Here is a 26,585-nt window from a genome sequence, read left to right on the forward strand (position 1 = left end):
CTACGGCCCGATCACCACACGGCATAGTAGAGGCCCGTGCGGCGCATGCGCCGGGGGTGGTCGAGAAGTGGGCCAGCAGCAATAGTCCAGCACGGTCCAGCGAAGACGGGGAGAATACGTAACGATGGCATCACGTCGTGATGAGCTGAATGCCTACAATTTCGCACGCAAGCGGACCGTTGCCGCTTTTCTCAAGCCACTCCCCAATGGATCGGTGGACAGCGCCCCGCGGCCGCTCAAGCACGCGGTCCCGGGCATCGTCATGTCCGTGGTGGTCCTGGCAGGCTTCGGCGCCTGCGGCATGATCAGCCCGGTGGCGCCCAAGGGTTGGGACAAGGCCGAGGCCGGGATCATCGTCACGGATCCGTCGGCGACCCGGTACGTGGTTCTCAATTCGGACACGAAAGACAAGAACGGCAAGGCCGTCGGCGTCCTGCACCCGGTCCTGAACCTCGCGTCCGCGAAACTTTTGCTGGACCCGAAAAAGACCGGCGGAGATGCTGTGAAGAAGGTCAAGGAGAAATTCCTTGACGACTCCGACATCACGCAGGGCTCCATGGTGGGAATTCCCTACGCACCCGACCGGATGCCCACCACCAAGGACGCCGGTACGGCGAAGACCTGGGCCCTGTGCCAGCAGCCGGGCGGCGGCTCGGACACCGCGTCCGTGCAGCAGACCGTCTTCGTCCTCGACAAGAACGACGAGGCGGAAGTCACGTCCAAGAGCAAGGGCGGGCTCGGCAGCGGCCAGGCCCTGTACGTGCAGGACAAGGCGGGCAAGCCGTACCTGGTGAGCAGCAACGGCGTCGCCTACCGCCTCACCGACGGCCCCGGCGGTGGTCTCGACTCGCTGATCGCCACGCTCTTCGGCGCGGAGGCCAAGCCGCAGACCGTGTCGGACGACTGGCTCAACACGCTCCGCGAGGCCCCCGTCCCGATCTCCCTGCCGAGCGTCGACGGCCTGGGCGGCCCCTCGAGCGCCGCCGGACTGCCCTCCGGGCACGACAAGGTCGGCATGCTGATCGAGGGCGCCCAGAACCAGAAGTACCTGGTCGAGAAGGACCGCCTGATCGCCATCACGGACTTCGAGGCGACCCTGCTCAAGGAGACCGTCGGCGCCGCGTACCCGGACGGCGCCCCGGAGTACATGAAGGTCCAGCAGACGGACATTCACCCCACCGAGGGATCCCTGTACGACAACGCTCCGGCGGTGCAGAAGGCCGGCGGCAAGCTCAACTGGCCGAAGCAGAAGGTCACCCGCGCCAACTCCGAGGCGAACTCCGGCGGCAAGGAAGTCTCCTGCTCCGTCTACCAGGGCGACAACAGCGGGGCCCGGAGCCTATGGGCGGGCAAGAGCCTGCCGATCGGGAAGATCTCCGCGAGCGCCTCGTCCTACGTCAGCCCCGGCAGCGGCATGCTGTACCAGGAGGAGACCGGCTCCTCCTCCAGCGGCTTCAACTACCTGGTCACCGACACCGGCCTGCGCTACTACCTTCCCGTCAACAACGACTCCGGCAACACCTCCGGATCGGCGAAGAAGGAAGTCAACCAGTCCAAGGCCCGGCTCGGTTACGGCGAGGTCAACGCGGTCAAGGTCCCCAAGGTGTGGTCCCAACTCCTGCCGTCGGGCCCCGACTTGACGACGCAGGCCGCCAAGCAGACGCAGAACTCGTGACCGGGAGGGCGTACAGCATGGACACCACCGCTCCCCCGGCGACCACGGCCGCGACCGCCTCGCCCGCCCGGCGCGGCGCGGCCGTGCTCGCGGCCACCGCCGCGCTCGCGGCGCTCAGCGTCGCGGGCCCGGCCGCCGCCCCCGCGGCCGCCGACGACGGCACCCAACTGGCCAGCACCGACTGCCAGTTCGGCGGCAAGGTCATCAAGGGCACCCCCTGGTCCCTGCAGCGCGTCATCACCAAGCAGTTGTGGGCGCACGGCAACGGCCAAGGCATCAAGGTCGGCGTGATCGACACGGGCACCGACACGAAGAACACCCAGCTCAGCGGCGCCGTCGCCAAGGGCAAGTCCTTCGTCTCCGGCTCCAGCGCGACCAAGGACGAGGTCGGTCACGGCACGAAGGTCGCGGGCATCATCGCCGCCCGCAAGATCAGCGGCACCGGCTTCCACGGCATGGCGCCCGGTGCCACCGTCATCCCGCTGCAGACCAGCACGAAGGAGGCGGGCGGCAATCTGACGTCGATGGTCGCCGCGATCAACCACGCCGTTCAGAACGACATCAAGCTGATCAACATCTCGCAGGGCACCACGGCCGACCCGTCCAATCTCGGCCCCCTGATCACGGCCGTCAACCGTGCCGAGAAGGCCGGCGTCCTCATCGTCGCCTCCGCGGGCAACAGCGGTGAGAGCGGCAAGCCCTCCACCAGCTACCCGGCCGCGCTGCCCAACTCCAACGTGCTGTCGGTCGCCGCCTCCGACCGCAACAACGAACGCGCCCCGTTCTCGTCCCCCAACGACTACGTCGACATCGCCGCACCCGGCGTCGACATGGTCTCGACGGTTCCGGCCGGCGGTCAGTGCGTCGACCAGGGCACCAGTTTCTCCGCCCCGTACGCGACCGGCGTGGCGGCGCTGCTCATGCAGCAGCACAAGGACTGGGAGCCCAAGCAGGTCATCTGGCACCTCGAGTCGACGGCGATGCGCACGCACGCGTTCCACGACAAGAACATCGGCTGGGGCGTCCTCGACCCGGTCACGGCCATCAAGGACGACACGGAGCCGACCCGCCAGCCCACCAACAAGGACCTGCAGAAGGGCACGGTGACGAACGGCTCCGGCGAGAAGATCATCGCCGCGAAGCTGACCCTCGGCGAAACCCCTGCGGAACGCAACGCCCGCTACGGCACGTACCTGGTCATCGGCGGCGGCATCGGCCTCGCGGTCATCACGGCCGGCGCGATGGCCCGCCGCGACTGGCTGCGGCGGCGCGGCGAGGACGTTCTGTGAGGGAACCTGTGCTCGACTTGTGAGTCCGGTGTGCGGGGAGCGATCCTAGAGAAGCTGTCTGCGTACTGAACTACGCGCGACACAAAGGAATTAGGGGAGAACGGGGAAGGCGGCCTGCGATGGCTGATGGTGGTTACGAGGTCGATCTTGACGCCCTGGACCAGGTGGTCAAGGAGTTGAACCAGGTCCTGGCTGACATGAACGGGCCGAAGGACAAGGCGAAGTACGGGACGTACTTGCCGAACGGAGCACTGGGGAACGGGTTCTCCGAGGCGCAAGAGCTGTACGACGCGCACGGGGAGATGAAGCACAAGATCGAAGTCGAGATGATCGAGAAGATCGAGAAGCTCGTCGACAAGTTCGGCAAGAAGACGGACACGGCTCGCGGCAAGTACCAGGACGCCGAGGCCGACAACACGGTCAAGGAGACCGGCAACTCTGGCGTCGCGAACCGCAACGCCTGAAGGGGGACGGGGAGATGGTGGCTGACGCGCCGTCGGGTGGCGGCTTGAGCGGTAGCGGATCAGGCAAAGGCTGGGACACCCACTTCAACCAGAACGACCTCGACAATCTGAAGCAGATGGTCGCGGACGCCAAGCCGCAGACGGTCAAGGAGGTCGCGCAGAACTGGACCGAGGTCCACGAGCACCTCGTGGGCTCCGACGGCAGCGGCGGCCTCAAGCAGCAGTTCGACAACGCGGTGAAGAAGGTCCTGGAGAAGTGGAAGGGCTCATCCGCGGACAAGTTCAAGCAAGAGGCTGACAAGATCAGCCAGGAGATGGCCAAGGGTGGCAACTTCGCCCAGCTCGCCGGCAAGGCCATGAGCAACTCCGCGGACGAGCTCTACGAGATCCAGGACCAGGTCCAGAGCATCGACGTCAGCTGGTGGGACGAGGCGTGGGACACCGCGACGGACATGTTCACCAACATGTCCGCCAAGGACTACGCCATGATGGTCGCCAATCCCGCCAGTGCGTTGTACGCCGACTACCAGCTGTACCAAAGCGTCAGGAGCTCCGGGAGCAGCATCGACGCCGACCTCGCCAGCGGCCTGCCGACCCAGAAGGTCATGGAAAAGTGGGGCGACAAGATGGGCGCGAAGAAGCAGGCGGCGCTCGAGGCTGCGACCCATATGGAGCGGTTGGGAAACAACTACAAGGCGAACGCGTCGTCCCTCGACAAGGGTGGCGAGTACACGCCGCCGACCATGCCCAAGCAACCTGACGTCAAGGGTCCCGGCGACATGAACGTCCCCGGCTCCGGCGGCGCCAACCCGGGTATCAGCGGTGGCGGTGGCATCGGCGGAGGCGGGGCGGGCCAGGGTATCCCCGGCTTCGACACGAGCGGGCTGAAGTCGCCGACCGCTTCGGGCACTCCCCCGTCCCAGATCGGTACGGGTCTGGACAGCGCCTCCCCCGGCCTCACCGGCGGCCCGGGTTCCGCGACCGGAGCGGGCAGCGGCCTCGGAGCCGGCGGCGGCATCGGCGGTGGCGCCGGAGCCGGTGCCGGCGGAGCCGGTCTGAGCGGCGGCATGGCCGGTGGCATGGCGGGCGGACTCGCCGGCGGCGCGGCGGGACTCGCCCGTGGCGCAGGCGGCGGTGCGGCCGGGCGTGCGAGTGCAGCGGGCCGAGGTACCGGCGCGGGCACCGGTCGCGGCGCGGGCGCGGGCCGAGGTATGGGCGGCATGGGCGGCGGCGCCCACGGCGCGGGTGGTGCGGCCGGCAAGGGGCTCGGCGGCAAGTCCGGCGCCGGGGCACGCCTGAAGGGCGGCGTTGTCGGCGGCGCCAAGGGCAAGACCGGCGGCGCATTCACCCCTGGCGGCACGGGACTTCGCAACCGTGGCGCGGGCGCGGGTGGTGCCGGCGCCGGAGCCGGAGGCAAGGGCCAGAACGGCCGCAACGGCTTCGGTCCCGCCGGAGCCGCCGGCGGACGCGGCGCCGGAAAGCAGCGCGGCGAGGGCGGAAACACCAGCCGTCTCCCTGACTACCTCACCGAGGACCAGGAGACCTGGAAGCCCAAGGACCGCAAGGCCAATCCGCCCGTTATCGAGTAACCAGATACCGTTCGTGGGGCCCACGACCATTGCCGGTCGTGGGCCCCACGTACATCAGTACGGAATTCACCACGAAAGGTGTCAGAGCATGCGCTTCGCGCACAGGACGCTACGCGCGATCGGCGGCGCGGCCATGGTGGGAGCCCTGGTGCTCGGCACCGCATCGGCCGCTTCGGCAGACGCGACCAGAGACGGTCAGTGGCAGAACAAGGCCTTCGACATCGACGCCGTCCACAAAGTCGCCACGGGCAAGGGTGTCACGGTCGCCGTGCTTGACGACGGCGTGGACGGCACTCAATCCGACCTGACTGGCAACGTACTCCCAGGTAAGCGCTGCAAGGACGGCCAGCCCGCCAACCGCGAAATCACCGACGACCACGGCACGGGCATGGCTTCATTGATCGCCGCCCACGGCCATGGCGCCGGTAACAGCCAGGGCATGATCGGGTTGGCTCCGGACGCGAAGATCCTCCCCGTGGACATTTACGCCACTGACGGCGGTGCCGTCGACGCGGAGAAGAAAGCGGCCTGCACCTGGAACGAGGCGATCAAGTACGCCGTCGACCAAGGCGCGGACGTCGTCAACATCTCCATCTCCCAGAACTACTCGGGCCAAGGCGACAAGGAAGCGATCGCCTACGCGCTCGCCCACAACGTCGTCGTAGTCCAGTCCTCTGGCAACAGCGGAGTCGAGGAAAGGGACGGCCTCGGTTCCGTTCCCGGTGTTTCCCAGGTTGGCGGCTCCACCCAGAGCGGCACCGTTTGGGAGGAGTCGAACTCCTCCAAGGACCTGCTCTTCACTGCGCCCGGCAAGAGCATCACCGTAGCCACCGCCAACGGCGACTTCGACGATGCCGACGGCAACAGCCACAAGGGCGACTACCTCACCACCGACGGCACCTCGATGTCCGCCGCCATCGCCTCCGGCACCTTCGCCCTCCTGAAGCAGAAGTACCCGGACTACGCCCCCGGCCAGCTGGTCAACCGCATCATCAAGTCCACGTACATCGCCAAGGGCGTCGACAAGTCGAAGCTCCCGGACAAGGTCCATGGCTATGGCGACCTGAGCCCGCTCAAGGCCCTCACCACCAACATCCCCAAGGGCAGCGCGAACGGCCCCTGGGACCTTTCCTCGCTCCCCAATGCCCCCGGCAAGGACAAGGCATCCGGAAACTCCACGTCTGGAACCGACTCCGCCAGTGACTCCTCGGACGACGGCTCGAACATGCTGCTGTACGTAGGCATCGGCATCGGCGCCCTCGTCATCATCGCGGTGATCATCGTCATCGTCGTCGTGTCCCGCAACAAGAACAACCGCGGCGGGCCCGGCGGCCCCGGTGCCCCCGGCACCATGCCCCCGCCCGCCTACCAGCAGGGCGGCTACCCGCCCCAGCAGCCCGGCCCCTACGGCCAGCAGCAGCCCCCGCAGTGGGGTCCCCCGCGCCAGTAGGCACAGACCGGCTGACCGGATGACGCACCGAGGCCCGTGACCACCCACCTGGCCACGGGCCTCACGCATGCCACTGCGCACGTACCGGTCGTGGACACCACGCACAGCAGCACGAAAATTCACCACGAAAGGTGTCAGAGCATGCGCTTCGCGCACAGGACGCTACGCGCGATCGGCGGCGCGGCCATGGTGGGAGCCCTGGTGCTCGGCACCGCGACGGCCGCATCGGCGGACGCGACCCGCGACAAACAGTGGCAGAACAAGGCCTTCAACCTTGACGACGTACACAAGACCGCCACAGGCAAGGGCGTCACCGTCGCTGTGCTCGATGACGGCGTGGACGGCACACACCCCGACCTCACCGGCAACGTCCTTCCTGGGAAGCGCTGCAAGGACGGCCAGCCGGCCAATAAGGAGACCCTCGACGATCACGGCACTGCGATGGCCTCGCTCATCGCGGGCCACGGCCACGGGGCTGGGAACAGCCAAGGCATTCTCGGGCTCGCGCCGGACGCCAAGATCCTCCCCATTGACATCTTCGAGAACGAAGGCGGCCCTGTCGGCGCCGACAATCCGCATGCCTGTGAATGGGACGAGGCAATCAAGTACGCCGTCGACCAGGGCGCCGACGTCATCAACATCTCCGTCGGCCAGGACTACGCGGACGAGGTGGACAAGGAAGCCATCGCCTACGCCATCGACCACAACGTGGTTGTCGTCCAGGGCTCAGGCAACGACGGCGCCGAGGAGAAGAGGGGCCTCGGCTCCGTCCCCGGAGTCGTCCAGGTCGGCGGCTCTACCCAGGACGGCAATCGCTGGGACGACGACAACGGCGCCTCGAACTACTCCAAGTCCCTGATGTTCACCGCCCCCGCGAAGAGCCTCATCATGGCCACCGCGAACGGCGACTTCGAGGACGCCGACGGCAATTCACACAAGAGCAACTACCTCACCACTGATGGCACCTCGATGTCCGCCGCCATCGCCTCCGGCACCTTCGCCCTCCTGAAGCAGAAGTACCCGGACTACACCCCCGGCCAGCTGGTCAACCGCATCATCAAGTCCACGTACATCGCCAAGGGCGTCGACAAGTCGAAGCTACCCGACGCCTACCACGGCTACGGCGACCTGAGCCCCCGCAAGGCGCTCACCGATGACATCCCCAAGGGCGGCGCGAACGGCCCGTGGGACCTCTCCTCGCTCCCCAAGGCCTCCGGCAGCGACAAGGGCAAGGCGGCCGGGGACGACTCCTCCCCCACCGCCTCGTCCTCGGACGACGACAGCTCGAACTTGATGCTCTACGTCGGCATCGGCATCGGCGCCCTCGTCCTCATCGCGGTGATCATCGTCATCGTCGTCGTGTCCCGCAACAAGAACAACCGCGGCGGCCCCGGCGGACCCGGCGCCCCCGGCACGATGCCCCCGCCCGCCTACCAGCAGGGCGGCCCCTACGGCCACCAGCAGCCCCCGCAGTGGGGTCCCCCGCGACAGTAGGCACTGAACGGCCGACCGGATGACGCATCGAGGCCCGTGACCAGGCGGCTGGTCACGGGCCTCGTGGTTGCCGGTCCGCTAGTTTTCGACGCGCATTTCGCTGCGGATGTGTCCCGTGAGCTCCGCCGAGTCTTCCTTCGACACCCGGAGGGTCCCGTCGTACGGAGTGACCACTCCGACCGTCGAGTAGTCGGCCCAACCGCACACCGTCGTCTCGGTGGCCGGGTCGTCGTCGTCCCAGCTGTCCACCTTGAGGTCCGCGCAGCTCATCACCGCGCCGTCGAGCGAGTCCGACTCCGTCTCCTCCGGCACGCCCAGCGACGAGATGACATGGCCGGGGGCCTTGTCCGCGGCATCGGTGAGCTTCTTCTCCACGAGTTCGAAGTAGTAGGACAGGGCCAGTTCGGGCTTGCGGAACTCGCCGTAGGCACCCGTGACCGAGAACCTCTTGCTGTTCTGCGCACGCTGCAACGTGTCCTGGGCCGCGTCCGGATCAGAGGTACCGGCGTTGTCGAGAAGCTCGTCGGAGTAGCTGACGGCGATCTCCGTGGGCTTCTTCATCTCGTACCACGACAGCTTCTTGGGATCTTCCGTCGCGAGGTCGGGATCCGCCGGGTCGCCGGCGCGGTAATACGTCGCGAACGACATCGTCGACGGCGCGGTCAGCTTGTGCGGACCGTCGTCCTTGAGGCCTTTGAAGCCGAAGAACCAGAACAGACCGCCGCCGATCGCCGCCAGAGCCACCACTGCACCGGCAGTGATCCCCAGGGCTTTGCCGGCTCCGCCACGGCGCGGAGGCGGCGGATATCCACCCGGCTGCTGCGGGAACCCGTAACCGCCCTGCGGCGGCTGGCCGTAAGGGACCTGCTGCCCGTACGGACCTGGCTGCCCCGGCTGGCCCGGCTGGCCCGGCTGGCCCGGCTGGCCCGGCTGGGCGCCGTACGGTCCGGGCTGGCCGCCGTACGGGACCTGCCCGCCGCCGTACGGTCCGGGCTGTGCGCCGTACGGACCCGGCTGTTGGGGCCGGCCGGCGTACGGGCCCGGATGGTTGCTGCTCACTGCTGAAGTCCCCCTCGCGTGCGAATGTGTCGGAACATCGTGCCGGACGCACGGGACCCGCGCGTCCCGAGGGCCGCTTCCTCCACCAAAGATCCTGGTTCGGTCGCTCGATGGGGGGCGTCTGGCGCCAGAGGCCGTGGTCGTCCGTCAAATCCCACTAAGCTGGCGGTGATTATCGCAGGGCAACGGAAAGGGCTGATGCGGCGTGGGGACCACAGGCGGGGTGCCGGAGGAGACGCCGGAGGAGGCCCGGGTCCGTAAGGAGCGCGAGAAGGACGAGTTGTACGCGCTCGACATCTCGGGCGTCGAGTGGGAGAGCGCACCCGGCACCGAGCAGCACGAGGAGCGCGTGGAGATCGCGAAGCTGCCGGACGGTGCCATGGCGATGCGTTCGTCGCTGGAGCCGGAGACGGTGCTGCGGTACACCGAGTCGGAGTGGACGGCGTTCGTACTCGGCGCGCGAGACGGAGAGTTCGACCTGGAGGCAGCCCCGAACAACGGCGGCGCTGAAGCGTAGCGCCCGACTGTCAGACGGCCGACCGTCACCCGGCCGACCGTCACCCGGCCGAGCATGACCCGCAGGTGCCCGACCGTCACCCGGCCGACCGTCACCGGACCGGCCGTCACCCGTAGGTGCCCGGCGCGGTCGCCGTCGTCGTCGAAGGCACCGGCACGTCCGCGTCCAGCACCGACGCCGCCTGGTGTGCCAGCGCGGCGACGAGACGCGCGGGCAGCCAGCCGGGCCTCAGCAGCGCCGAGGCGTGGTCCGTGGCGCCGAAGCCGACCGGCCGGCCCGCCGCGGCGCCGACGCCCTGGCTCAACTCGGCGACAAGCTCGACCAGTTGCGGTCGCCGCACCGGGTCCCGTGACAAGCACCTGCCGACCAAGGACCGCAGCGACGCCGGGAGTTCCTCCCGCTCGGGCACCGTGTGGCCCGTCGCCGCGTACGCGAGGGTCGCACCCAGGGCGTAGACGTCCCCGAGCGGGCGCGGTTGTCCGCCCGCCGCCTGTTCCGGCGCGAGGGCCGTGCCGTCGATGCCCGGCAGGTCGCGCCGCACCGCTCCCTCGGGCGCCGCGGCCCGTACCGCGCCGAAGCAGTCGAGCCGGGGGCCGTCGAAGGAGAGCAGTACGGCGGCCGGGGAGACGCCCGCGTGCACGAGGCTCTGGCCGTGGACGACGGACAGCGTCTCGGCGAGCGCGACGCCCAGGGCGCGCACGGTGCGCTCCGGCAGCGGTCCGCCGTGCAGGGCGAGCGCGGTGGGCAGCGGCAGCACGGGGACGTACGGGCGCGCGTGCCACGGGGCGCCGCCGGGCGGTGCGAGTTCGACCGTGGGCAGGGTCCAACTGCCCAGCAAGTAGCGCGCCGCGTCCGCCTCCGCCATGAAGCGGTTCGGGTCGACGCCGGGGACGGGTGTGCTCAGCAGGACCGTGCGGTCGCCGCCGGGCGTGCGGGCGATGGAGCGGGCGGCGGGCGAGCGGCCCTCCTGGTCGATGGAAGTGAGCAGCAGGTACGGGCCCGTCTGCTGCACCCCTGTGCCGTGCACGTGCGATCACTCCCCCGATGTTCCCGGTCCCCCGATACGAACGAAAAGCCTCCTGAGCGTACCCGTCGCTCAGAAGACGGACAGCGCCTGCACCGTGCTGTCGCGGAGCAGGAAGACCCGGTTGCCGTGGGCGGCGAGCTGGGAGTAGTGGGGCCGGGAGTACCGGGACGTCCAGGCGTTCTTGCCGTCCTTGCCCGGGATGCCTTTCAGCTGGAGCTCCCCGATGCCGTCGCCGTCGTCGACGGACCAGATGCTGGTGCCCTGCGCCAGCACGCGGCTCGCCGTGGACGTGCCGACGGCGAACCATTCCTGCTGTCCGTTGGCCCGGTTGTGGCAGCGGGTGACGTCGACGGCGTTGGCGTACACCTTGTCGCCCCGCACCTCGGGCGGTCCCCACTTGCTGTACACGGAGTCGGTGCCGCCGATCTGCAGGGTGCTCCACTCCCGGTTTCCGTTGCCGAGCTTGTACGACTCCAGCGTCGCGCCGTTGAGGTAGACCATGCCTCCGGCGATGGCGGGGCGGACGACCGACTCGGACTCCTGGTCCTGCGTCCATGCCTTGCGGCCGTCCTCGGTACGCACCACGAGCACGGTGCCGTCGCTGGACGGGACGACGAGGCGGCCGCTGCCGACGGCGGCGGGGCCGTGCAGCTTGCCGCGGAACTTCGAGGGCACGGTGACCGTCCACCGGACCTCGGCGTCCGAGGCACCGACGCAGCGCAGCCGCTCGTCCTTCGTGACCACGTACACGGCGTCGGCGTCCGCGGCGAGCAGGATGTCCGCCTCGGCCTGCGTGCACGTCCACTTCGCGGCGCCGGTGGAGGGCACGAAGGTGTGCAGCGTCCCCTGGTCGTCCGCGCCGACGACGAGCCGGTCGGCCAGCGACAGGTACCCGGCCTTGGCCCGCAGCCCGTCGGCGGACCACCGCCGCTTGCCCTTCTCCACCCCGTACGCCCCGATGCCGCCGGAGCCGAGCGCGAAGACCAGGACGTCGCGCACGGGCAGCAGTTCGGGCGAGGTGGCGTCGGCGGTGGTGACGGACCACAGGTTCATCGACCCGCCGTCCCGGGCGTAGTCGTCGGTCGGCTTGGACTTCAGTGGCTGTACGGGGGTCCTGGCCGCGGCCGGGATGTCGAACAGGGCGCTGTCCGGGCGCGAGCCGTACCACCACGCGGCCGTCCCGCCGCCCACCGCGGCGACGGTGCCGCCGACGGCGAGCGTCGTCAGGAGGCGTCTTCGGGACATGGCGGGCTTCTGCGGTTGCACTCCGCCCACGACGGCGGTGGCCAGGTGCCGGGCGCCGGTCTCCCGCTCGGTGATCGCGTCGGCGATGGAACCGCGCCGCCAGGTCTTCTCCGCTCCCTTGGGCGGCCGCATCGCCTCGGCGATCTGTGCGGGCGTGGGGCGGTGGGCGGGGTCCTTGGCGAGGCAGGGCGCGATCAGTGACGTCAACTCCGGTGCGATTCCGTGGAGTTGCGCCTCGCCGTGCACCACCTCGTACTGCACTGCTGCTACGTGTCCGCCGTCGAACGCGCGCCGCCCACTGGCCGCGTACACGAGCACCGCGCCCAGCGAGAAGATGTCCGCGGCCGGTGTGACGCGTCGGCCGAGCACCTGCTCGGGGGCTCCGTAGCCGGGGGTCACCGGCACCTCGCCGGTCGTGGTGAGGGTCAGTCCGTGCTCGGGTCGGGCGATGCCGAAGTCGATGATGCGCGGGCCCGTCGACGTCAGCACGATGTTCGGCGGCTTGAGGTCGCGGTGGATGAAGCCGGCCGCGTGGATGTCGGCGAGGGTGTGTGCGAGCGAGGCGGCGAGGGCGCGCAGGGCGGGTTCGGGCAGCGGTCCGTGCGCCTCGACGGCCTGGTCGAGCGTCAGGCCCGCCAGGAACTCGGTCGCCATCCACGGGCGCCCGCCCTCGGTCCACGCGCCGAGGACGTTCGCAACTCCCTTGCCCCGCACGGCCTGTGCGGCCTGCGCCTCGCGCACGAACCGCTGGGCGAGGTTCGTGTCATGGGCGAGCTCGGGCTTGAGCACCTTGACCGCGGCGAGCGTCCCGGCGCCGTCCTGGCCGACGTACACCTTGCCCATGCCGCCCTCGCCGAGGACGCCGAGGACGCGGTAGGGACCGAGGCGGAGGGGGTCGCCGATGCCGAGGGGTTTCATGTGGGGCCTTCTGCCGAGGGGGCGGTCGTGGGACGTACGTGTGTGCGTGGGGGGACTTCTTGGGCGGTGTCACGTCATGGGACGTGTCACTTCATGAGTCGTGTCGTGTCATGGGTCGGGTCACGCGTCATGGGTCGTGGGTCGTGTCATGTCATGGGTCGAGTCACGCGTCATGGATCGTGTCGCGTCATGGGTCGTGTCATTTCATGGGGTACGCGGACAGCTTGGCCTGGTCGCTCATGGAGAGGATGCGGGTGCGACCGGGATCCGCGTAGAACCGGTCGCCGTCCGTCTTGTACGTCCACGCGATCTCGTGGGTCTTGAGGTCGATGCCGCGCAACTGCCCGCCGTTGCGGTAGTAGGCGCAGCTCTTGCCGACGAGTGGCCGCCACGCCCTGGACTGTTCGTCGGCGCTGCCGTCCTTCTCCACCCACAGACGCTTTCCGGTACCGGCCCGGAGGGCGGTGAGCCCGACGCCCTCGCCCACCGAGTACACGACGCCGTCGGCGACCGTCGGCGGACCGTACGCGCGCCCCGCGGGGGTCCGCCAGCCCTCCTTGCCGTCCTTCAGGCGCAGTGCGCGCAGCAGGGTGCCACCGATGTAGACATGTGTGTCGTCGACGGCCATCTCGGCCCACAGGGTGGCCACGTCCTCAACGGCGTACGGGACGTTCCACAGGACGCGGCCGTCCTTCATGTCCCGCGCCACGATGTGGGTCTCGTCCTCCTTCATCTGCTGGAACGTGATCAGGCGCCCGCCGGCGACCTTCGCGCCGAGGATGTGCATGGACTGGTCGAGGTCGTCCCGCTTGGGCAGCGGCTTCGACCACAGGGTCTTGCCCGTCTTGCAGTTCACGGCGCGCAGCGTCCACTTCTGCGCGGCCTTGTAGCCCATCTCGTCGCCCTTGCCCTTGCCCACCGCCACGTAGGCGATGTCGTCGGCGACGCAGAGGAGTTGGTTCCCCTCCAGATGGTCGGTGGTGTCGGCGAGGCGGGCGAGCGTCCTGGTCTTCTTGCCGGTGCTCGGATCGATTCTGTCGACGGTGACGGGCGCGCCCGCCCGGTCGTCCTGGTACACGGTGTACGACAGGTGGTAGAGCGTGCCGTCGGCCGCGGCCCACTGCCAGCCGCTGCCGATGTGGTCGTCCCACTTCTTCTTGCCGTCGGACAGGGCGAGACCGCGGGCGTATCCGCGCATCACGACGGCGACCCCGTCGACGAGGGCGGGGATGATCGCCTTTCCCTTGACGACGCTGCTCTCGAAGTAGCCCGTGCCCTTCCAAATGGGGTCGAGGTTGCGGGTGTTGGGGTCGACCTTGCGGGCCTTGGGGTCCGCCGCCTCCTGCCCGCCGGAGGAGCGTCCGGTCCACCACCAGGCGGTCCCGGCCGCGACCGCGCCGACGCCGAGCACGCCACCGGCGGCGAGGAAGCGCCGCCGCGAGACGGGGCCGGTGGCGGAGTCCACGGCGGTGGTCGGCGGCACGGTGTGGTTCAACGGCGCGGCAAGGCGCTGCGGGGCGATCTGCCATACGTCGGTGGCCCGGCGCCCGATGTCACCGAGCAGTGCCTCGGACAGGTGGTCGGCGAACTCGCCGTGTCCTGTGTGCAGTTGGGCCGCAAGCTCCTGCGTGCTGGGGCGCCGCGCCGGGTCCTTGTCGAGACACCGTGCCAGTACGGGGACGAGTCCGGCGGGCACCCCGGTCAGGTCCGGCTCCCCGTACCGCACCCGGTACAGCAGGTCGGCGGCCTGCCCGTGCCCGAACGGGCCGCTGCCGCGCGCGGCGAACACCAGCACCCCGGCAAGCGCGAACACGTCGCCTGCCGGGCCGTGGTCCTGGCCCGTGGCCTGCTCCGGTGACATGAAGGCGGGCGTGCCGACGGCGGATCCGGTGCGGGTCAGCCGGTCGTCGCCGATGGCCCGGGCGATACCGAAGTCGATGACCTTCGGGCCGTACGCCGTGACGAGGATGTTGGACGGCTTGAGGTCGCGGTGCACGACGTCGCTGCGGTGCAGCTGCCCGAGTGCCGCGCACAGCGCGGCTCCCAGCGCGCGGACGGTCGGCTCGGGGAGCGGACCGCCGGTCTCCACGGCCTCGTCGAGCGGCGGCCCGAGCACGTACTCGGTGGCCAGCCACGGCGTCGCGGCGAGCGGGTCGGCGTCCACGACCGTCGCACCGAACTGGCCGCCGATGACGCGCGCGGCGTCGATCTCGAGGCGGAAGCGGGTCCGTCCGGCCTGGTCTGCGGCGATCCCGGCGTGCATCGTCTTCACGGCGACGGTGCGCCCACCGGCGGTCCGTGCGACGTACACCGTGCCCATGCCGCCGCTGCCGAGCCGGGCGACGAGGCGGAAGGGGCCGAGGCTGACGGGGTCGTCGTGGGTGAGCGCGGTAGGCATGGGTGTGAGTTCTCGCCGTGGTCGGGTGCGGAGCAGGTCAGTTGGGGTGCTCTACGCGTTCGGGCGGTGCGCCGCCCCTGATTCGAGTCCGCACGCCGCATCCTCCCCCGCCCCGGTCCAAGCCATGACCTCCCCTGTCACAGCGCGGCGAGTCTAGTCGACGGGGTGTGGACGGGCCTGACGTGCGGCCGGTTTTGGTGATTAGGCTGGGTACGGCGTGTCCTGTGTTCCTACGCGGGCTGCGCGTACGTCAGGGGGCAGGGGGAGGCACGCCGGTGCTCGAACACCAGGAGGCATTGTGAGCAGCGATCGGGACGAGGTCCGCGGGGGCGACGGCTCACCCGTCGGCGACCCCTCCGCCGCGAGGTCCAGTGTCGAGCAGACGGGCGAGTTCACCATCGACTACGCCCCGCCGCCCTGGTACGAGCAGGCGGCGTCGCGGACCGGGAACGCGGTGCCTTCGGCGGGGCCTGGGGGTTGGGGTACGGACGTCGGTGGCCCGACGGACGAGAGCGTGGCGAACGGGGAGCCGGGAAGCGGTGACCTGGAGAGTGGGTCCACCCTGCGGTTCTCCGCGCCGTCCCTGACGCAGAGCTTCGCGGAGCTCGCGGCCCTCGGGGAAGCGCCAGCGGCTCCGCCCGCCGCCGAGGTCCCGACTCCGGAGGAACGGGCCCGCGCCTGGGTCGAGGCCCACCGGGTGCACGTCGACATCGACACGGCCGGCGCCCGCGCCACGCCTTCCGACGACACCGACTTTCCCCTCGCGGCGCCGACGAATGGGGCGGGGGCCGTCGCCTCCGGCGCGGTGGCGGAGCCTGCGGCGGGCGGTGCCGAGGGGCTCGGGATGCCTGCGGCGGCCGACGCCGGGCCGCTACCGGAAGCCACCGAGACCACGGCATCCGCTGACGCATCGCCGACCGAACGTGCGGCGACCGCGCCCGAGACCGAGACGACGTGGGAGCTTGCACCGGCCGACGCGCAACCGCTGCCGCGGCCCGTGACGGCCGACGCGCCGCCGCTTGCGCAGACCGTGACTGCCGACGCGCCGTCGCTTGCGCAGACCGTGACTGCCGACGCCCAGCCGATGCCGCGGCCTGCGGCGCCCGCTACCGAATCGGCCACGGAGCCCACGGCGGCCGGCACCGACCCGATGCCGCACCCCACAGCGACCGGCGCCCAGCCCATGCCGCAGACCGCGGCGCCCGCTACCGAATTGGCCACGGAGCCCACGACGGCCGACGCCGACCCGATGCCGCACCCCACAGCGACCGGCGCCCAGCCCATGCCGCAGACCGCGGCGCCCGCTACCGAATTGGCCACGGAGCCCACGACGGCCGACGCCGACCCGCTGCCACACCCCACAGCGACCGGCACCCAGCCCCTGCCGCAACCTGCGGCATCCACCACCGAGGCCACGGCCGATCCGACGGCGCCCGCCGCCGAATCCGCCGCCCCCTCCGTCAGCGACGCCCTGGCCGCCCCGACTCCCGTGGCGTCAGGGGACGCTCCGGCCGCTCCCGCCGCCTCGGCGGGCTGGGCTCCCCCGCCACCCCCGGAAGGTGGAGTCCCGCCGCTGCCACCGTCGTTCCAGCCGGCCGAGCCGCCCGCCGCACCCGGCCAGCAGCCTCCGCCCGCCCCGAACGCCTGGCCCGCACAGCCCACGCCCCAGCCCGGCTACGGCTTCCGGCAGCCCCCCGCCCAACCGACACCCCCGCCCCAGAGCCAGCCCGGCCACGGCTTCCCACAGCCCCCCGCCCAACCGTCGCCCGCACCGCAGGAACAACCCGCCGCGCCCACACCCCCGCAACCCGGCTACGGCTTCCCACAGCCTCCCGCCCAACCGACACCCGCGCCGCAAAGCCAGCCCGGCTACGGCTACCCCCAGCCCCCTGCCCAATCGACACCTGCGCCCCAGGGCCAGCCGGGCCACGGCTTCCCGCAGCCTCCGGCCCAACCCGCACCCGAAAGCCCTGCCCCACAGCCCGGCTACGGCTACCCCCAGCCTCCCGCCCAACCGACACCCGCGCCGCCAGCCCCCGACCAGTCGGCCCCGCCCGCGGCCAACGCCCCCACCCCACAACCCGGCTACGGCTACCCCACACCTCCGGCCCAACCGGCGCCCCCGAGCCAACCGGGCCCCTCCACACCCGACGCCCCCGCCCCACAACCCGGCTACGGCTTCGCCCCGCCCCCCGTCAACGCGGAGTCGCCCACCACCCCCGCTCCGCAGGGCAGTTACGGCTTCCCCCAGCAGGCTCACCCTCAGCCTCCCGCCCAGCCGATGCCCACGCCCCAACACCAGCCCCAGCCCCAGCCCCAGCCGGGGTACGGCTTCCCCCAGGCCCAGGCCCAGGCCCAGGCCCAACCCCAACCGGGCTACGGCTTCCCGCAACCGCAACCACACCCCCAACCGGGCGGCACCCCCAACCCCCCGCAGCACCCCAACTTCGGCCCGCCGCCCCCTCAGCAGCACGCCCCCGCCCAACCGCTGCCCCAGCAGGCCGCCCCGGGCCAGCCCGCGCCCCCGGCCGCGCCCACGCCTCCGCAGAGCTACCCCGCCCCCGACCAGAACGCCCCGCTCGGCTACACCGCCGCCGTCGAGTTGTCGGCCGACCGGCTGGTGAACAGCAAGCGGCAGAAGCAGAAGAGCAAGGCGCCCAGCGCCGGAGGCGGACGCTTCAAGTTCGGCGGGAAGAAGGAAGAGGCGGAGCGCCAGCGGAAGCTGGACCTCATCCGCACCCCCGTCTCGTCCTGCTACCGGATCGCCGTGATCAGCCTCAAGGGCGGCGTCGGCAAGACCACCACGACGACGGCCCTCGGTTCGACGCTGGCCTCCGAGCGTCAGGACAAGATCCTCGCGATCGACGCCAACCCGGACGCCGGCACCCTCGGCCGCCGCGTCCGCCGCGAGACCGGCGCGACCATCCGCGACCTGGTGCAGAACATCCCGCACCTGCACTCGTACATGGACATCCGGCAGTACACCTCACAGACCCCCTCGGGCCTGGAGATCATCGCGAACGATGTGGAGCCCGAGGTCTCGTCGACGTTCGACGACGCCGACTACCGGTCCGCGATCGACCTGCTCGGCAAGCAGTACCCGATCATCCTCACCGACTCGGGCACCGGTCTCCTCTACTCCGCGATGCGCGGAGTCCTCGACCTCGCCGACCAGTTGATCATCATCTCGACGCCGTCCGTCGACGGCGCGTCCAGCGCCAGCACCACGCTCGACTGGCTGTCGGCGCACGGCTACACCGAACTCGTCGCGCGCTCCCTCACCGTCATCTCCGGAGTCCGCGAGACCGGCAAGATGATCAAGGTGGACGACATCGTCAGCCACTTCCGGACCCGCAGCCGCGGCGTGGTCGTCATCCCGTTCGACGAGCACCTGGCGGCGGGCGCCGAGGTCGACCTGGACATGATGCGCCCCAAGGTGCGGGAGGCGTACTTCGACCTCTCCGCGATGGTCGCCGAGGGCTTCAGCCGGGGACAGCACCCGCAGCACCCGCAGAACCCCCCACACCCCCAGGCTCCCCAGGCGCCCCAGCCCACCTGGCAGCCCCCACCGCCACCCCCACAGCAGTAACTCCGTGCAAATGGCCCGCACCTTTCGAACGCCGGTGCGGGCCTTTTGCGTGTCCTGCCCCCATCCGGGTGTCATCCTCTGGCCTGCACAGCGTCAGAGGTATTGACCAATGTGCGTGAAATGCAGGTCAACTCGTTATTTCCGCAGGCCACATGGGGTTCACCCACCGTTGACGTTCCTCAACTGCCGCTGATAAACCAACACTTCAATCCACCCGAAAAAGTCGGATCCAGCCCAGCTGTGCGAGCGATGCGCGAGGTCACCGCCGATGGACACACCAGTTCAGCAAGACACGCACCACAGAACGGCACGCCCCGCACGGCGCGGAGCGCGGATACTCCTGGCTGCCGGTGCCGCGGCGTTCACTCTCACGGCCGGTCTCGCCACGCCGCTCAACCCGGCGCCGCAGCAGGCCGAAGCCGCCGCCAAGGCCAAGGCCGACGACGGCAAGAACAAGACCCTCACCGTGGCCGTCGCGCAGAGCGTCGACTCGCTGAGCCCCTTCCTGGCGACCCGCCTGGTCAGTACGAGCATCCACCGCCTGATGTACGAGTACCTGACCAACTACGACCCGAAGGACAACCACGTCATTCCGGGTTTCGCCACGAAGTGGAAGTCCTCCTCGGACAAGCTGACGTGGACGTACACCATCCGCTCGAACTCGAAGTGGTCGGACGGACAGAAGGCCACCGCCCACGACGCCGCCTTCACCTTCAACAAAATGATGACGGACGACGGTGCGGCCACCGCCAATGGTTCGTTCGTCGGCAATTTCAAGAAGGTCACGGCACCGAGCGACACCGAGCTCGTCGTCGAGCTGAAGAAGCCGCAGGCGACCATGACGGCCCTCGACATCCCGATCGTGCCCGAGCACGTCTGGAAGGACGTCAAGGACTACTCGAAGTACAACAACGACGACAAGTTCCCGATCGTCGGCAACGGCCCGTACGTCGTGACCGGCTACAAGACCGACCAGTACGTGAAGCTGAAGCGCAACCCGGACTTCTGGCGCAAGACGAAGACACCGCAGTTCGAGAACATCGTCTTCAAGACGTACAAGGACCAGGACGCCGCGGTCGCCGCCCTGCGCAAGGGTGAGGTCTCCTTCGTCGCCGGCTCCCCCGCCCTGACGCCCGCCCAGGCGGCGTCCCTCAAGGGCGAGAAGGACATCAAGGTCAACGAGGGGCCAGGACGCCGCTTCTACGCGATCGCCGTGAACCCCGGCTGGCGGACGAAGGACGGCAAGAAGTTCGGCGACGGCAACAAGGCGCTGCTCGACAAGGACTTCCGCCAGGCACTCTTCCGGTCCGTCGACACCAAGACCATCGTCGACAAGGTCTTCCAGGGCCACGCCGTGCGCGGCCAGGGCTACATCCCGCCGCGCTTCCAGGACTACTACTGGCAGCCCTCGGGCGATCAGCAGCTGAGCTACGACGCCGACGCCGCGGGCAAGATGCTCGACGACGCGGGCTACAAGATGAAGGACGGCAAGCGCGTCGGCAAGGACGGCAGGCCGATCACCCTGCGCATGCTGTGCCACGCCACCGACCCGAACGACAAGGCGGTCGGCAAGTACCTCAAGGAGTGGTGGGGCAAGATCGGCATCGGCCTCAAGCTGAACTGCGTCGACGACGTCTCCGTGCCCTGGTACGCGGGTGAGTACGACGTCGCCTTCGACGGCTGGTCGGTCAACCCGGACCCGGACTTCGTCCTCGGCATCCACACCTGCGCCGCCCTGCCGAGCAAGCCGAAGGAGGTCGCGCAGACCGACAACGGCATCTGCGACAAGACCTACGACAAGCTCTACAACCAGCAGCTCGCGGATTACGACCCGGCCTCGCGCGCGAAGACCGTGAAGAAGATGGAGTCCTGGCTCTACGACTCCGGGTACATGAATGTCATGGCGTACCCGAACGCGGTGGAGGCCTACCGCACCGACCAGATCAAGTCGATCCAGACGATGCCCACCGCGGCCGGCAACATCTACGGCCAGGACGGGTATTGGAGCTGGTGGTCGGCCGTTCCCGCGGACGGGTCCGACAGCGAGGACAGCGGTTCGTCCAGCTCCACCGGTGTCGTGATCGGCATCGTGGTCGCGGCCCTCGTCGTCATCGGCGGCGGAGTCTTCGTGGCCAGGCGGCGCCGGACCACGGCGGACGAGCGCGAGTAACCGAAGCGTCGCTACGCGAGTAAGAAGACATGTGAACCATGACAGCTGACAGCACACCCGCGCTCGTGCGGTCCGCGGACGCGCAGATCGACGGCGACCCGGCTTCGGCCGGGCCGCCGTCGGCCGCCCGCGGCCCCCGGGCCCGCAACACCAAGGCGTACGTCAGGTACGCGCTCGCGAAGATCGGCGGTGCGATCGTCTCGCTCTTCGCCGTCCTCGTGACCAGCTTCTTCCTGTTCCGGCTGATCCCCTCCGATCCGGTCAAGCAGATGACCGGCGGCCGCAAGGTCTCCTCGGAGCAACTGCAGAACCTGCGCCACCAGTACGGCCTCGACCAGCCGCTGTGGAAGCAGTTCACGTCGTACATCGGGGACGCGCTCTCCGGTGACTTCGGGATCTCGTTCCAGTTCCACACCCCGGTCATGGGCAAGATCCTCGACGCGCTCCCGGCGACGCTGCTGCTCACGGGCACGGCGTACGTCCTGTACTCGGCGCTCGGCATCTGGCTGGGCACGCGCACGGCGTGGCGCAACGGGTCGAGGAGCGACCGCTTCAACACGGCGTTCGCGCTGACCCTCTACTCGGTCCCGGCGTTCTGGCTGGGGCTGCTCCTCATCATCGTCTTCGCCGTCGGCATCGGGCCGATCCCCGGCATGTTCCCGACGGGCGGCCTGGAGTCGGGCGGCGAGACCGGGTTCGCGTACGTCCTCGACGTCGCGCACCATCTGATCCTGCCGGTGATCACGCTCGTCGCGGTCGGCTACGCGCAGACGCTCCTCGTCATGCGCTCCTCGCTGCTCGACGAGATGGGCAGCGACTATCTGACGACGGCGCGCGCCAAGGGCCTGCGCGACGACAGCGTGCGGCGCAAGCACGCGGTGCCGAACGCGATGCTGCCGACGTTCACGCTGATGTTCGTGAACCTGGGGCATGTCGTCGCCGGGCAGATCCTCGTCGAGACGGTGTTCTCCTGGCCGGGTCTCGGCGGACTCTTCTACCAGGCTCTGTCCGTGCCCGATCTCCCGCTCGTCCAGGGCCTGTTCTTCGTCTTCGCCACCGCGGTGATCCTCGCGAACACCCTCGCCGACATCCTCTATCCGCTGCTCGACCCGAGGGTGGGCCGATGACGACGACCGATACCGGGCCCGCGCCCACGAAAACACCGAAGGCGCCCAGTGCGCGCTCCCTCGCGCGGGCCCGCAAGCGCCAGTCCCTGGCCCGCTTCTGGCGGTCCTACCGCGCGCACCGCAGCGGCCTGTGGGGCCTCGGGCTGCTCATCCTGATCGCGCTGATCGCGCTTCTCGCGCCGGTCCTGGTCGGCTCGGACGCGCAGAGCGTGACCGACGCGCCCGGTGGCCCACTGGAGGGGCCGAGCGGTGAATTCCCGCTGGGCACCGACCAGTTCGGCCGCAGCGTGCTCGCCCTCCTGGTGTACGGGGCGCGGGTCTCGCTCACCGTGGGACTGCTCGCCGCGTTCCTGTGCGTTGCGATCGGCACCGTCATCGGCATCGTCGCGGGCCACTTCCGCGGCTGGTACTCGACCGTGCTGATGCGGATCACCGACTGGTTCCTGGTGATGCCGACGCTGGTCCTGGCCATCGCGCTCGCGACCGTCATGGACCGCTCGATGTGGACCGTGATCATCGCGATCGGCGTGACGACCTGGCCGACGACGGCGCGCCTGGTGCGCGCGCAGACCCTCTCGGTCGAGGCGCGCCCGTACATCGAGCGGGCCCGCGCGCTCGGCGGCAGCCACAGTCACGTGATGACCCGGCACGTGCTGCCGAACGTGATGCCGCTGGTCCTCGCCCAGACCACGATGATCATCTCGTCCGCGATCCTGACCGAGGCGACCCTCGCGTTCCTCGGCCTGTCCGACCCGACGGTCACCTCCTGGGGCGGCATGCTCCAGGACGCCCGCGAGGCGGGCGCGGTCAGCGCCGGCGACTGGTGGTACCTGGCCCCGCCCGGTATCGCCATCGCGATCGTCGCGCTCTCCTTCACGCTGTGCGGCCGCGCGGTCGAATCCGTCCTCAACCCGAAGCTCGGGGTGCGTTCATGACTGAGCCTCAGACACTGCTTCAGGTGAAGGACCTGACGGTGACGTACGCCGGCGGGGCGCAGGCCGTCCGCGGTGTGAACCTGTCCGTGGATGCGGGCCAGAAGCTCGGCATCGCGGGCGAGTCCGGCTGCGGCAAGTCGACCCTGGCCCTGGCGCTGCTCCGGCTGCTGCCCAAGGACGCCAAGGTGACCGGCGAGATCCTGCTGAACGGCGAGGACGTCCTCGCGATGAAGTGGGGCAGGGTCAGAGCCGTCCGCTGGGCGGGCGCCTCGATCGTCTTCCAGGGCGCGATGCACTCGCTCAACGCGGTGCACCGGATCGGGGACCAGATTGCCGAACCGATCCTCCTGCACAAGAAGGCGACGCAGGAGGGCGCGAAGAAGAAGGTCGGCGAGCTGCTGGAGCACGTGGGCCTGCCGGCCGCGCGCGCGAACGCGTACCCGCACGAGCTCTCCGGCGGTCAGCGCCAGCGCGTGATGATCGCGATGGCGCTCGCCTGCGAGCCCGATCTGATCATCGCGGACGAGCCGACGACGGCGCTCGACGTGATGATCCAGGCCCAGATCCTGCGCCTGATCGAGCAGTTGGTGACCGAGGAGAACCTCGGACTGATCATGATCAGCCACGACCTGGCGGTCCTCTCCGACACCTGCGACCGGCTCGCGGTGATGTACGCGGGCCGCGTCGTCGAGGAGGGCCCGGCGCTCCAGGTCTACGAGGGCGCCGTGCACCCGTACGCGAAGGCGCTGTCGGCGGCGTTCCCGACCATCGGCGACCCGGCGTCCCGGTTCGCCCCGCGCGGTCTTCCCGGCGATCCGCCGGACCCCTCGGCGCTGCCGTCCGGCTGCACGTTCCATCCCCGCTGCCCGGTGGCGCTCGACGTCTGCGCGAGCGAGGACCAGGTACTGCGGGACGCGGGCCCGGAGCGACGGGCGGCCTGCGTCCACGTCGCATCGGGCGACGCCGTCGGCACGGAAGTCGAAGCAAGGAGCACGACGGCATGACAGAAACGCTGCGCGAGCCCGAGGCTCCCCGGACCTCGCGGGCCCTGCTGAGCGCCGACCAGCTGCACGTCACGTTCCCCGGCCGGCGGGGCGCCGCCGAGGCGCGGGCCGTGGACGGCGTCGACCTGGACATCGCGCCGGGCGAGATCGTGGCGCTGGTCGGCGAGTCCGGCTGCGGCAAGACGAGCCTGGCGCGCACCCTGCTCGGCCTGGAGAAGCCGACGTCGGGCAGGGTCACGTTCGCGGGCAGTCCGCTCGACTACGCCTCGAAGGCGCTCAAGTCGTACCGCAAGCGCGTGCAGTTGGTGCTCCAGGACCCGAGCGGCTCCCTGAACCCCCGGCACACGGTGTACGACGCGGTGGCCGAGGGGCTGCGCATCCACGGCTACGCGGGCGACGAACGCGAGGCGGTGGCGAACGCCCTGTCCCGCGCGGGCCTGCGCCCGCCGGAGCGCTTCTTCCTGCGCTACCCGCACGAGCTGTCGGGCGGCCAGCGCCAGCGCGTCGTCATCGCGGGCGCGCTGGTCCTCGACCCCGAGCTGATCGTCGCGGACGAGCCGGTGGCGTCCCTGGACGCGTCCGTACGGGGGGAGATCCTCGCCCTGCTGCTGCGCCTGCGGGACGAGTTGGGCCTCTCCGCGCTCGTGGTCACCCACGACCTCGGCCTCGCATGGAACATCGCGGACCGGGTGGCGGTGATGTACCTGGGCCGCATCGTGGAGACGGGCCGGGTGGAGGACGTCCTGACCTCGCCCAGGCACCCTTACACCCAGGCCCTGTTGTCGGTCCTCCCGGAGGCGCAGGGCGATCCCGTGGTCCTCACGGGCGAGCCCCCGGACCCGTCCCGCATCCCGGCCGGCTGCCGCTTCCACGCCCGCTGCCAGGTGCTGGCGGACGGCCGGGCGGCCGAGGCGGGGGTCGCCGACTCCTGCCGGACGGTGGACCTGCCGGTGCTGACGGGGGCGGCCACGTCACAGGTGGCGTGCCACTGGGCGGCGGTCGGGGACCCGGCCGAGTAGCGCACGTGGAAAAGGTGAGGGCCCGGCTCCGTGGAGCCGGGCCCTCACCGTGCGGTCGCTCAGCCGTACATGCCCGGCACGTAGTCGCCCGCCGGCTGCCGGGTCATCACGTTGAACCGGTTGAACGTGTTGATCATGGCGATGCAGCCGACCAGCGCGCCGAGCTGCGCCTCGTCGTAGTGCTTGGCGGCCTTCTCCCACACCTCGTCGGAGACCCCCGCGCTGTCCGCGAGACGGGTGCCCGCCTCGGCCAGCTCCAGGGCCGCCCGCTCGGCCTCCGTGAAGACCGTGGCCTCGCGCCACGCGGCGACCAGGGCGAGCCTGACCGCCGTCTCACCGGCCGCGGCGGCGTCCTTGACGTGCATGTCCAGGCAGCCCGAGCAGCCGTTGATCTGGCTGGCCCGGATCATGACCAGGTTCAGCGTCGGCGTCGGCACGCCCGAGCCCTCGGCGGCCCTGCCCGCCGCGACGACGTGCTTGAGCATCTTGCCGAGGACCGGGTTGGAGAAGAGGTCGAGTCGCGCTTCCATGAGGGGCTCCTTCGCGCTCCGTCAAAAGTGGTGACACCACTACGACGGAGCGCCCCGCCCCGATGTGACATGCCTGGAAGTGACCCCGGTCACTCCGGTGCGGTTCAGGCCCTGGACGCCTCGACGAGCTCGCGCGCCCGCTTCACGTCGTCCGCGATCGCGGCGACGAGTTCGTCCAGCGACTCGAACTTCGCCATCCCGCGCACGAACGCCACGAACTCCACGGCCACGTGCAGCCCGTACAGGTCGAGGCCGACGCGGTCGATGGCGTAGGCCTCGACGGTGCGCTCGGTCCCGTCGAACTGCGGGTTCGTGCCGACGGAGATCGCCGCGGGCATCGCCTCGTCGTTCACGTACAGCCAGCCCGCGTAGACCCCGTCGGCCGGGATCGCGGTGTGCGGGAGGGTCTCCACGTTGGCGGTCGGGAAGCCGAGCTCGCGGCCGCGCTGCGCGCCGCGCACGACGACGCCCTCGACGCGGTGCGGGCGGCCGAGGATCTCGGCGGCGCCCACGACGTCGCCCTCGGCGACGAGCCGCCGCGTCAGCGTGGACGAGAACGGCTGGCCGCCCCCGGCGGAGCCGCTGACGTACAGGTCCACGACCTCGACCGCGAAGTCGTACGTCTCGCCCTGCTCGGCCAGGAAGTCGACATTGCCGGCGGCCTTGTGGCCGAAGCGGAAGTTCGGGCCCTCGACGACCACGCGGGCGTGCAGCTTGTCGACGAGCACCTTCGCCACGAAGTCGGCGGGCGACAGCTTCGAGAACTCGGTGGTGAACGGCAGGATCAGCACCGCGTCCACGCCGAGTTCGGCCATCAGTTCGGCACGACGGTGGTGCGGGGCGAGCAGCGGCGGGTGCGAGCCCGGCCGCACGACCTCGCTGGGGTGCGGGTCGAAGGTGACCACGACGGCCGGGAGGCCGAGCTCACGCGCCCGCTCCACGGCCCGCCCGATGATCAACTGGTGCCCTCGATGCACCCCGTCGTAGGAGCCGATGGTGACGACGCTGCGCCCCCAGTCCTGGGGGATGTCCTCCAAGCCACGCCAGCGCTGCACGGTGATTGCCCCTCGCAAACCTGTGTCCGAC

At 70.2% G+C, this 26,585-nt stretch carries 19 protein-coding genes; 13 read left to right on the forward strand and 6 right to left on the reverse strand.

The features are described 5' to 3' along the window. Positions 1-124: 124 nt before the first annotated feature. The 6 genes from ACY34M_RS39075 (at position 125) to ACY34M_RS39100 (ending at position 7,961) form a co-directional block, all read left to right on the forward strand. The gene (locus ACY34M_RS39075) at positions 125-1,675 is read left to right on the forward strand and encodes a type VII secretion protein EccB (protein ID WP_462723104.1); all 1,551 of its coding nucleotides are present in this window, start codon (positions 125-127) and stop codon (positions 1,673-1,675) included. Between the two features lie 17 nt (positions 1,676-1,692). Next, complete coding sequence (locus ACY34M_RS39080; protein WP_462723103.1) at positions 1,693-2,964, forward strand: S8 family serine peptidase; 1,272 nt, start codon at positions 1,693-1,695, stop codon at positions 2,962-2,964. Between the two features lie 119 nt (positions 2,965-3,083). After that, a complete protein-coding gene (locus tag ACY34M_RS39085) occupies positions 3,084-3,428 on the forward strand; it encodes a hypothetical protein (RefSeq protein WP_462723102.1) in 345 nt (114 codons plus the stop codon). 44 nt (positions 3,429-3,472) lie between these two features. Further along, a complete protein-coding gene (locus ACY34M_RS39090) occupies positions 3,473-5,017 on the forward strand; it encodes a hypothetical protein (RefSeq protein WP_462723101.1) in 1,545 nt (514 codons plus the stop codon). A gap of 88 nt (positions 5,018-5,105) precedes the next feature. Further along, on the forward strand, positions 5,106-6,467 hold the full coding sequence (locus tag ACY34M_RS39095; protein WP_462723100.1) for a S8 family serine peptidase: 1,362 nt from the start codon (positions 5,106-5,108) through the stop codon (positions 6,465-6,467). 141 nt (positions 6,468-6,608) lie between these two features. Further along, complete coding sequence (locus ACY34M_RS39100) at positions 6,609-7,961, forward strand: S8 family serine peptidase (protein WP_462723099.1); 1,353 nt, start codon at positions 6,609-6,611, stop codon at positions 7,959-7,961. 78 nt (positions 7,962-8,039) lie between these two features. On the opposite strand, the gene ACY34M_RS39105 is transcribed toward ACY34M_RS39100, so the two are convergent. Next, on the reverse strand, positions 8,040-9,020 hold the full coding sequence (locus ACY34M_RS39105; RefSeq protein WP_462723098.1) for a hypothetical protein: 981 nt from the start codon (positions 9,018-9,020) through the stop codon (positions 8,040-8,042). Between the two features lie 205 nt (positions 9,021-9,225). Between ACY34M_RS39105 and ACY34M_RS39110 the strand changes: the two genes are divergently transcribed. Further along, positions 9,226-9,537, forward strand: coding sequence for a DUF397 domain-containing protein (locus ACY34M_RS39110; protein ID WP_462723097.1), 312 nt, complete (start codon positions 9,226-9,228; stop codon positions 9,535-9,537). Positions 9,538-9,643: 106 nt separating this feature from the next. On the opposite strand, the gene ACY34M_RS39115 is transcribed toward ACY34M_RS39110, so the two are convergent. The 3 genes from ACY34M_RS39115 to ACY34M_RS39125 form a co-directional block, all read right to left on the reverse strand. Continuing rightward, positions 9,644-10,564: a protein kinase family protein gene (locus ACY34M_RS39115; protein ID WP_462723096.1), complete on the reverse strand. Its 921-nt coding sequence runs from the start codon at positions 10,562-10,564 to the stop codon at positions 9,644-9,646. Positions 10,565-10,633: 69 nt separating this feature from the next. After that, complete coding sequence (locus tag ACY34M_RS39120; RefSeq protein WP_462723095.1) at positions 10,634-12,727, reverse strand: protein kinase domain-containing protein; 2,094 nt, start codon at positions 12,725-12,727, stop codon at positions 10,634-10,636. A gap of 199 nt (positions 12,728-12,926) precedes the next feature. After that, positions 12,927-15,125: a protein kinase domain-containing protein gene (locus tag ACY34M_RS39125; protein WP_462723094.1), complete on the reverse strand. Its 2,199-nt coding sequence runs from the start codon at positions 15,123-15,125 to the stop codon at positions 12,927-12,929. A gap of 298 nt (positions 15,126-15,423) precedes the next feature. Between ACY34M_RS39125 and ACY34M_RS39130 the strand changes: the two genes are divergently transcribed. From ACY34M_RS39130 to ACY34M_RS39155, 6 genes are all read left to right on the forward strand, one after another. After that, positions 15,424-18,714: an SCO5717 family growth-regulating ATPase gene (locus ACY34M_RS39130; protein WP_462723093.1), complete on the forward strand. Its 3,291-nt coding sequence runs from the start codon at positions 15,424-15,426 to the stop codon at positions 18,712-18,714. 268 nt (positions 18,715-18,982) lie between these two features. Next, on the forward strand, positions 18,983-20,884 hold the full coding sequence (locus tag ACY34M_RS39135; protein ID WP_462723092.1) for an ABC transporter substrate-binding protein: 1,902 nt from the start codon (positions 18,983-18,985) through the stop codon (positions 20,882-20,884). 38 nt (positions 20,885-20,922) lie between these two features. Next, positions 20,923-22,011, forward strand: a complete 1,089-nt coding sequence (locus ACY34M_RS39140; protein WP_462723091.1) for an ABC transporter permease — start codon at positions 20,923-20,925, stop codon at positions 22,009-22,011. Further along, the gene (locus ACY34M_RS39145; RefSeq protein WP_462723090.1) at positions 22,008-22,946 is read left to right on the forward strand and encodes an ABC transporter permease; all 939 of its coding nucleotides are present in this window, start codon (positions 22,008-22,010) and stop codon (positions 22,944-22,946) included. Before ACY34M_RS39140 ends, ACY34M_RS39145 begins: the two co-directional genes overlap by 4 nt. Further along, the gene (locus tag ACY34M_RS39150; protein WP_462723089.1) at positions 22,943-23,950 is read left to right on the forward strand and encodes an ABC transporter ATP-binding protein; all 1,008 of its coding nucleotides are present in this window, start codon (positions 22,943-22,945) and stop codon (positions 23,948-23,950) included. The genes ACY34M_RS39145 and ACY34M_RS39150 overlap by 4 nt, the downstream gene beginning before the upstream one ends. Then, a complete protein-coding gene (locus tag ACY34M_RS39155) occupies positions 23,947-24,969 on the forward strand; it encodes an oligopeptide/dipeptide ABC transporter ATP-binding protein (protein ID WP_462723088.1) in 1,023 nt (340 codons plus the stop codon). Before ACY34M_RS39150 ends, ACY34M_RS39155 begins: the two co-directional genes overlap by 4 nt. A gap of 59 nt (positions 24,970-25,028) precedes the next feature. On the opposite strand, the gene ACY34M_RS39160 is transcribed toward ACY34M_RS39155, so the two are convergent. Both ACY34M_RS39160 and ACY34M_RS39165 read right to left on the reverse strand, forming a co-directional pair. After that, a complete protein-coding gene (locus ACY34M_RS39160) occupies positions 25,029-25,499 on the reverse strand; it encodes a carboxymuconolactone decarboxylase family protein (protein WP_462723087.1) in 471 nt (156 codons plus the stop codon). A 104-nt stretch (positions 25,500-25,603) separates the two neighbouring features. After that, the gene (locus tag ACY34M_RS39165; protein WP_462723086.1) at positions 25,604-26,554 is read right to left on the reverse strand and encodes a bifunctional riboflavin kinase/FAD synthetase; all 951 of its coding nucleotides are present in this window, start codon (positions 26,552-26,554) and stop codon (positions 25,604-25,606) included. Between the last annotated feature and the right edge of the window lie 31 nt (positions 26,555-26,585).

The organism is Streptomyces sp. EDA2-14, assembly GCF_054963755.1.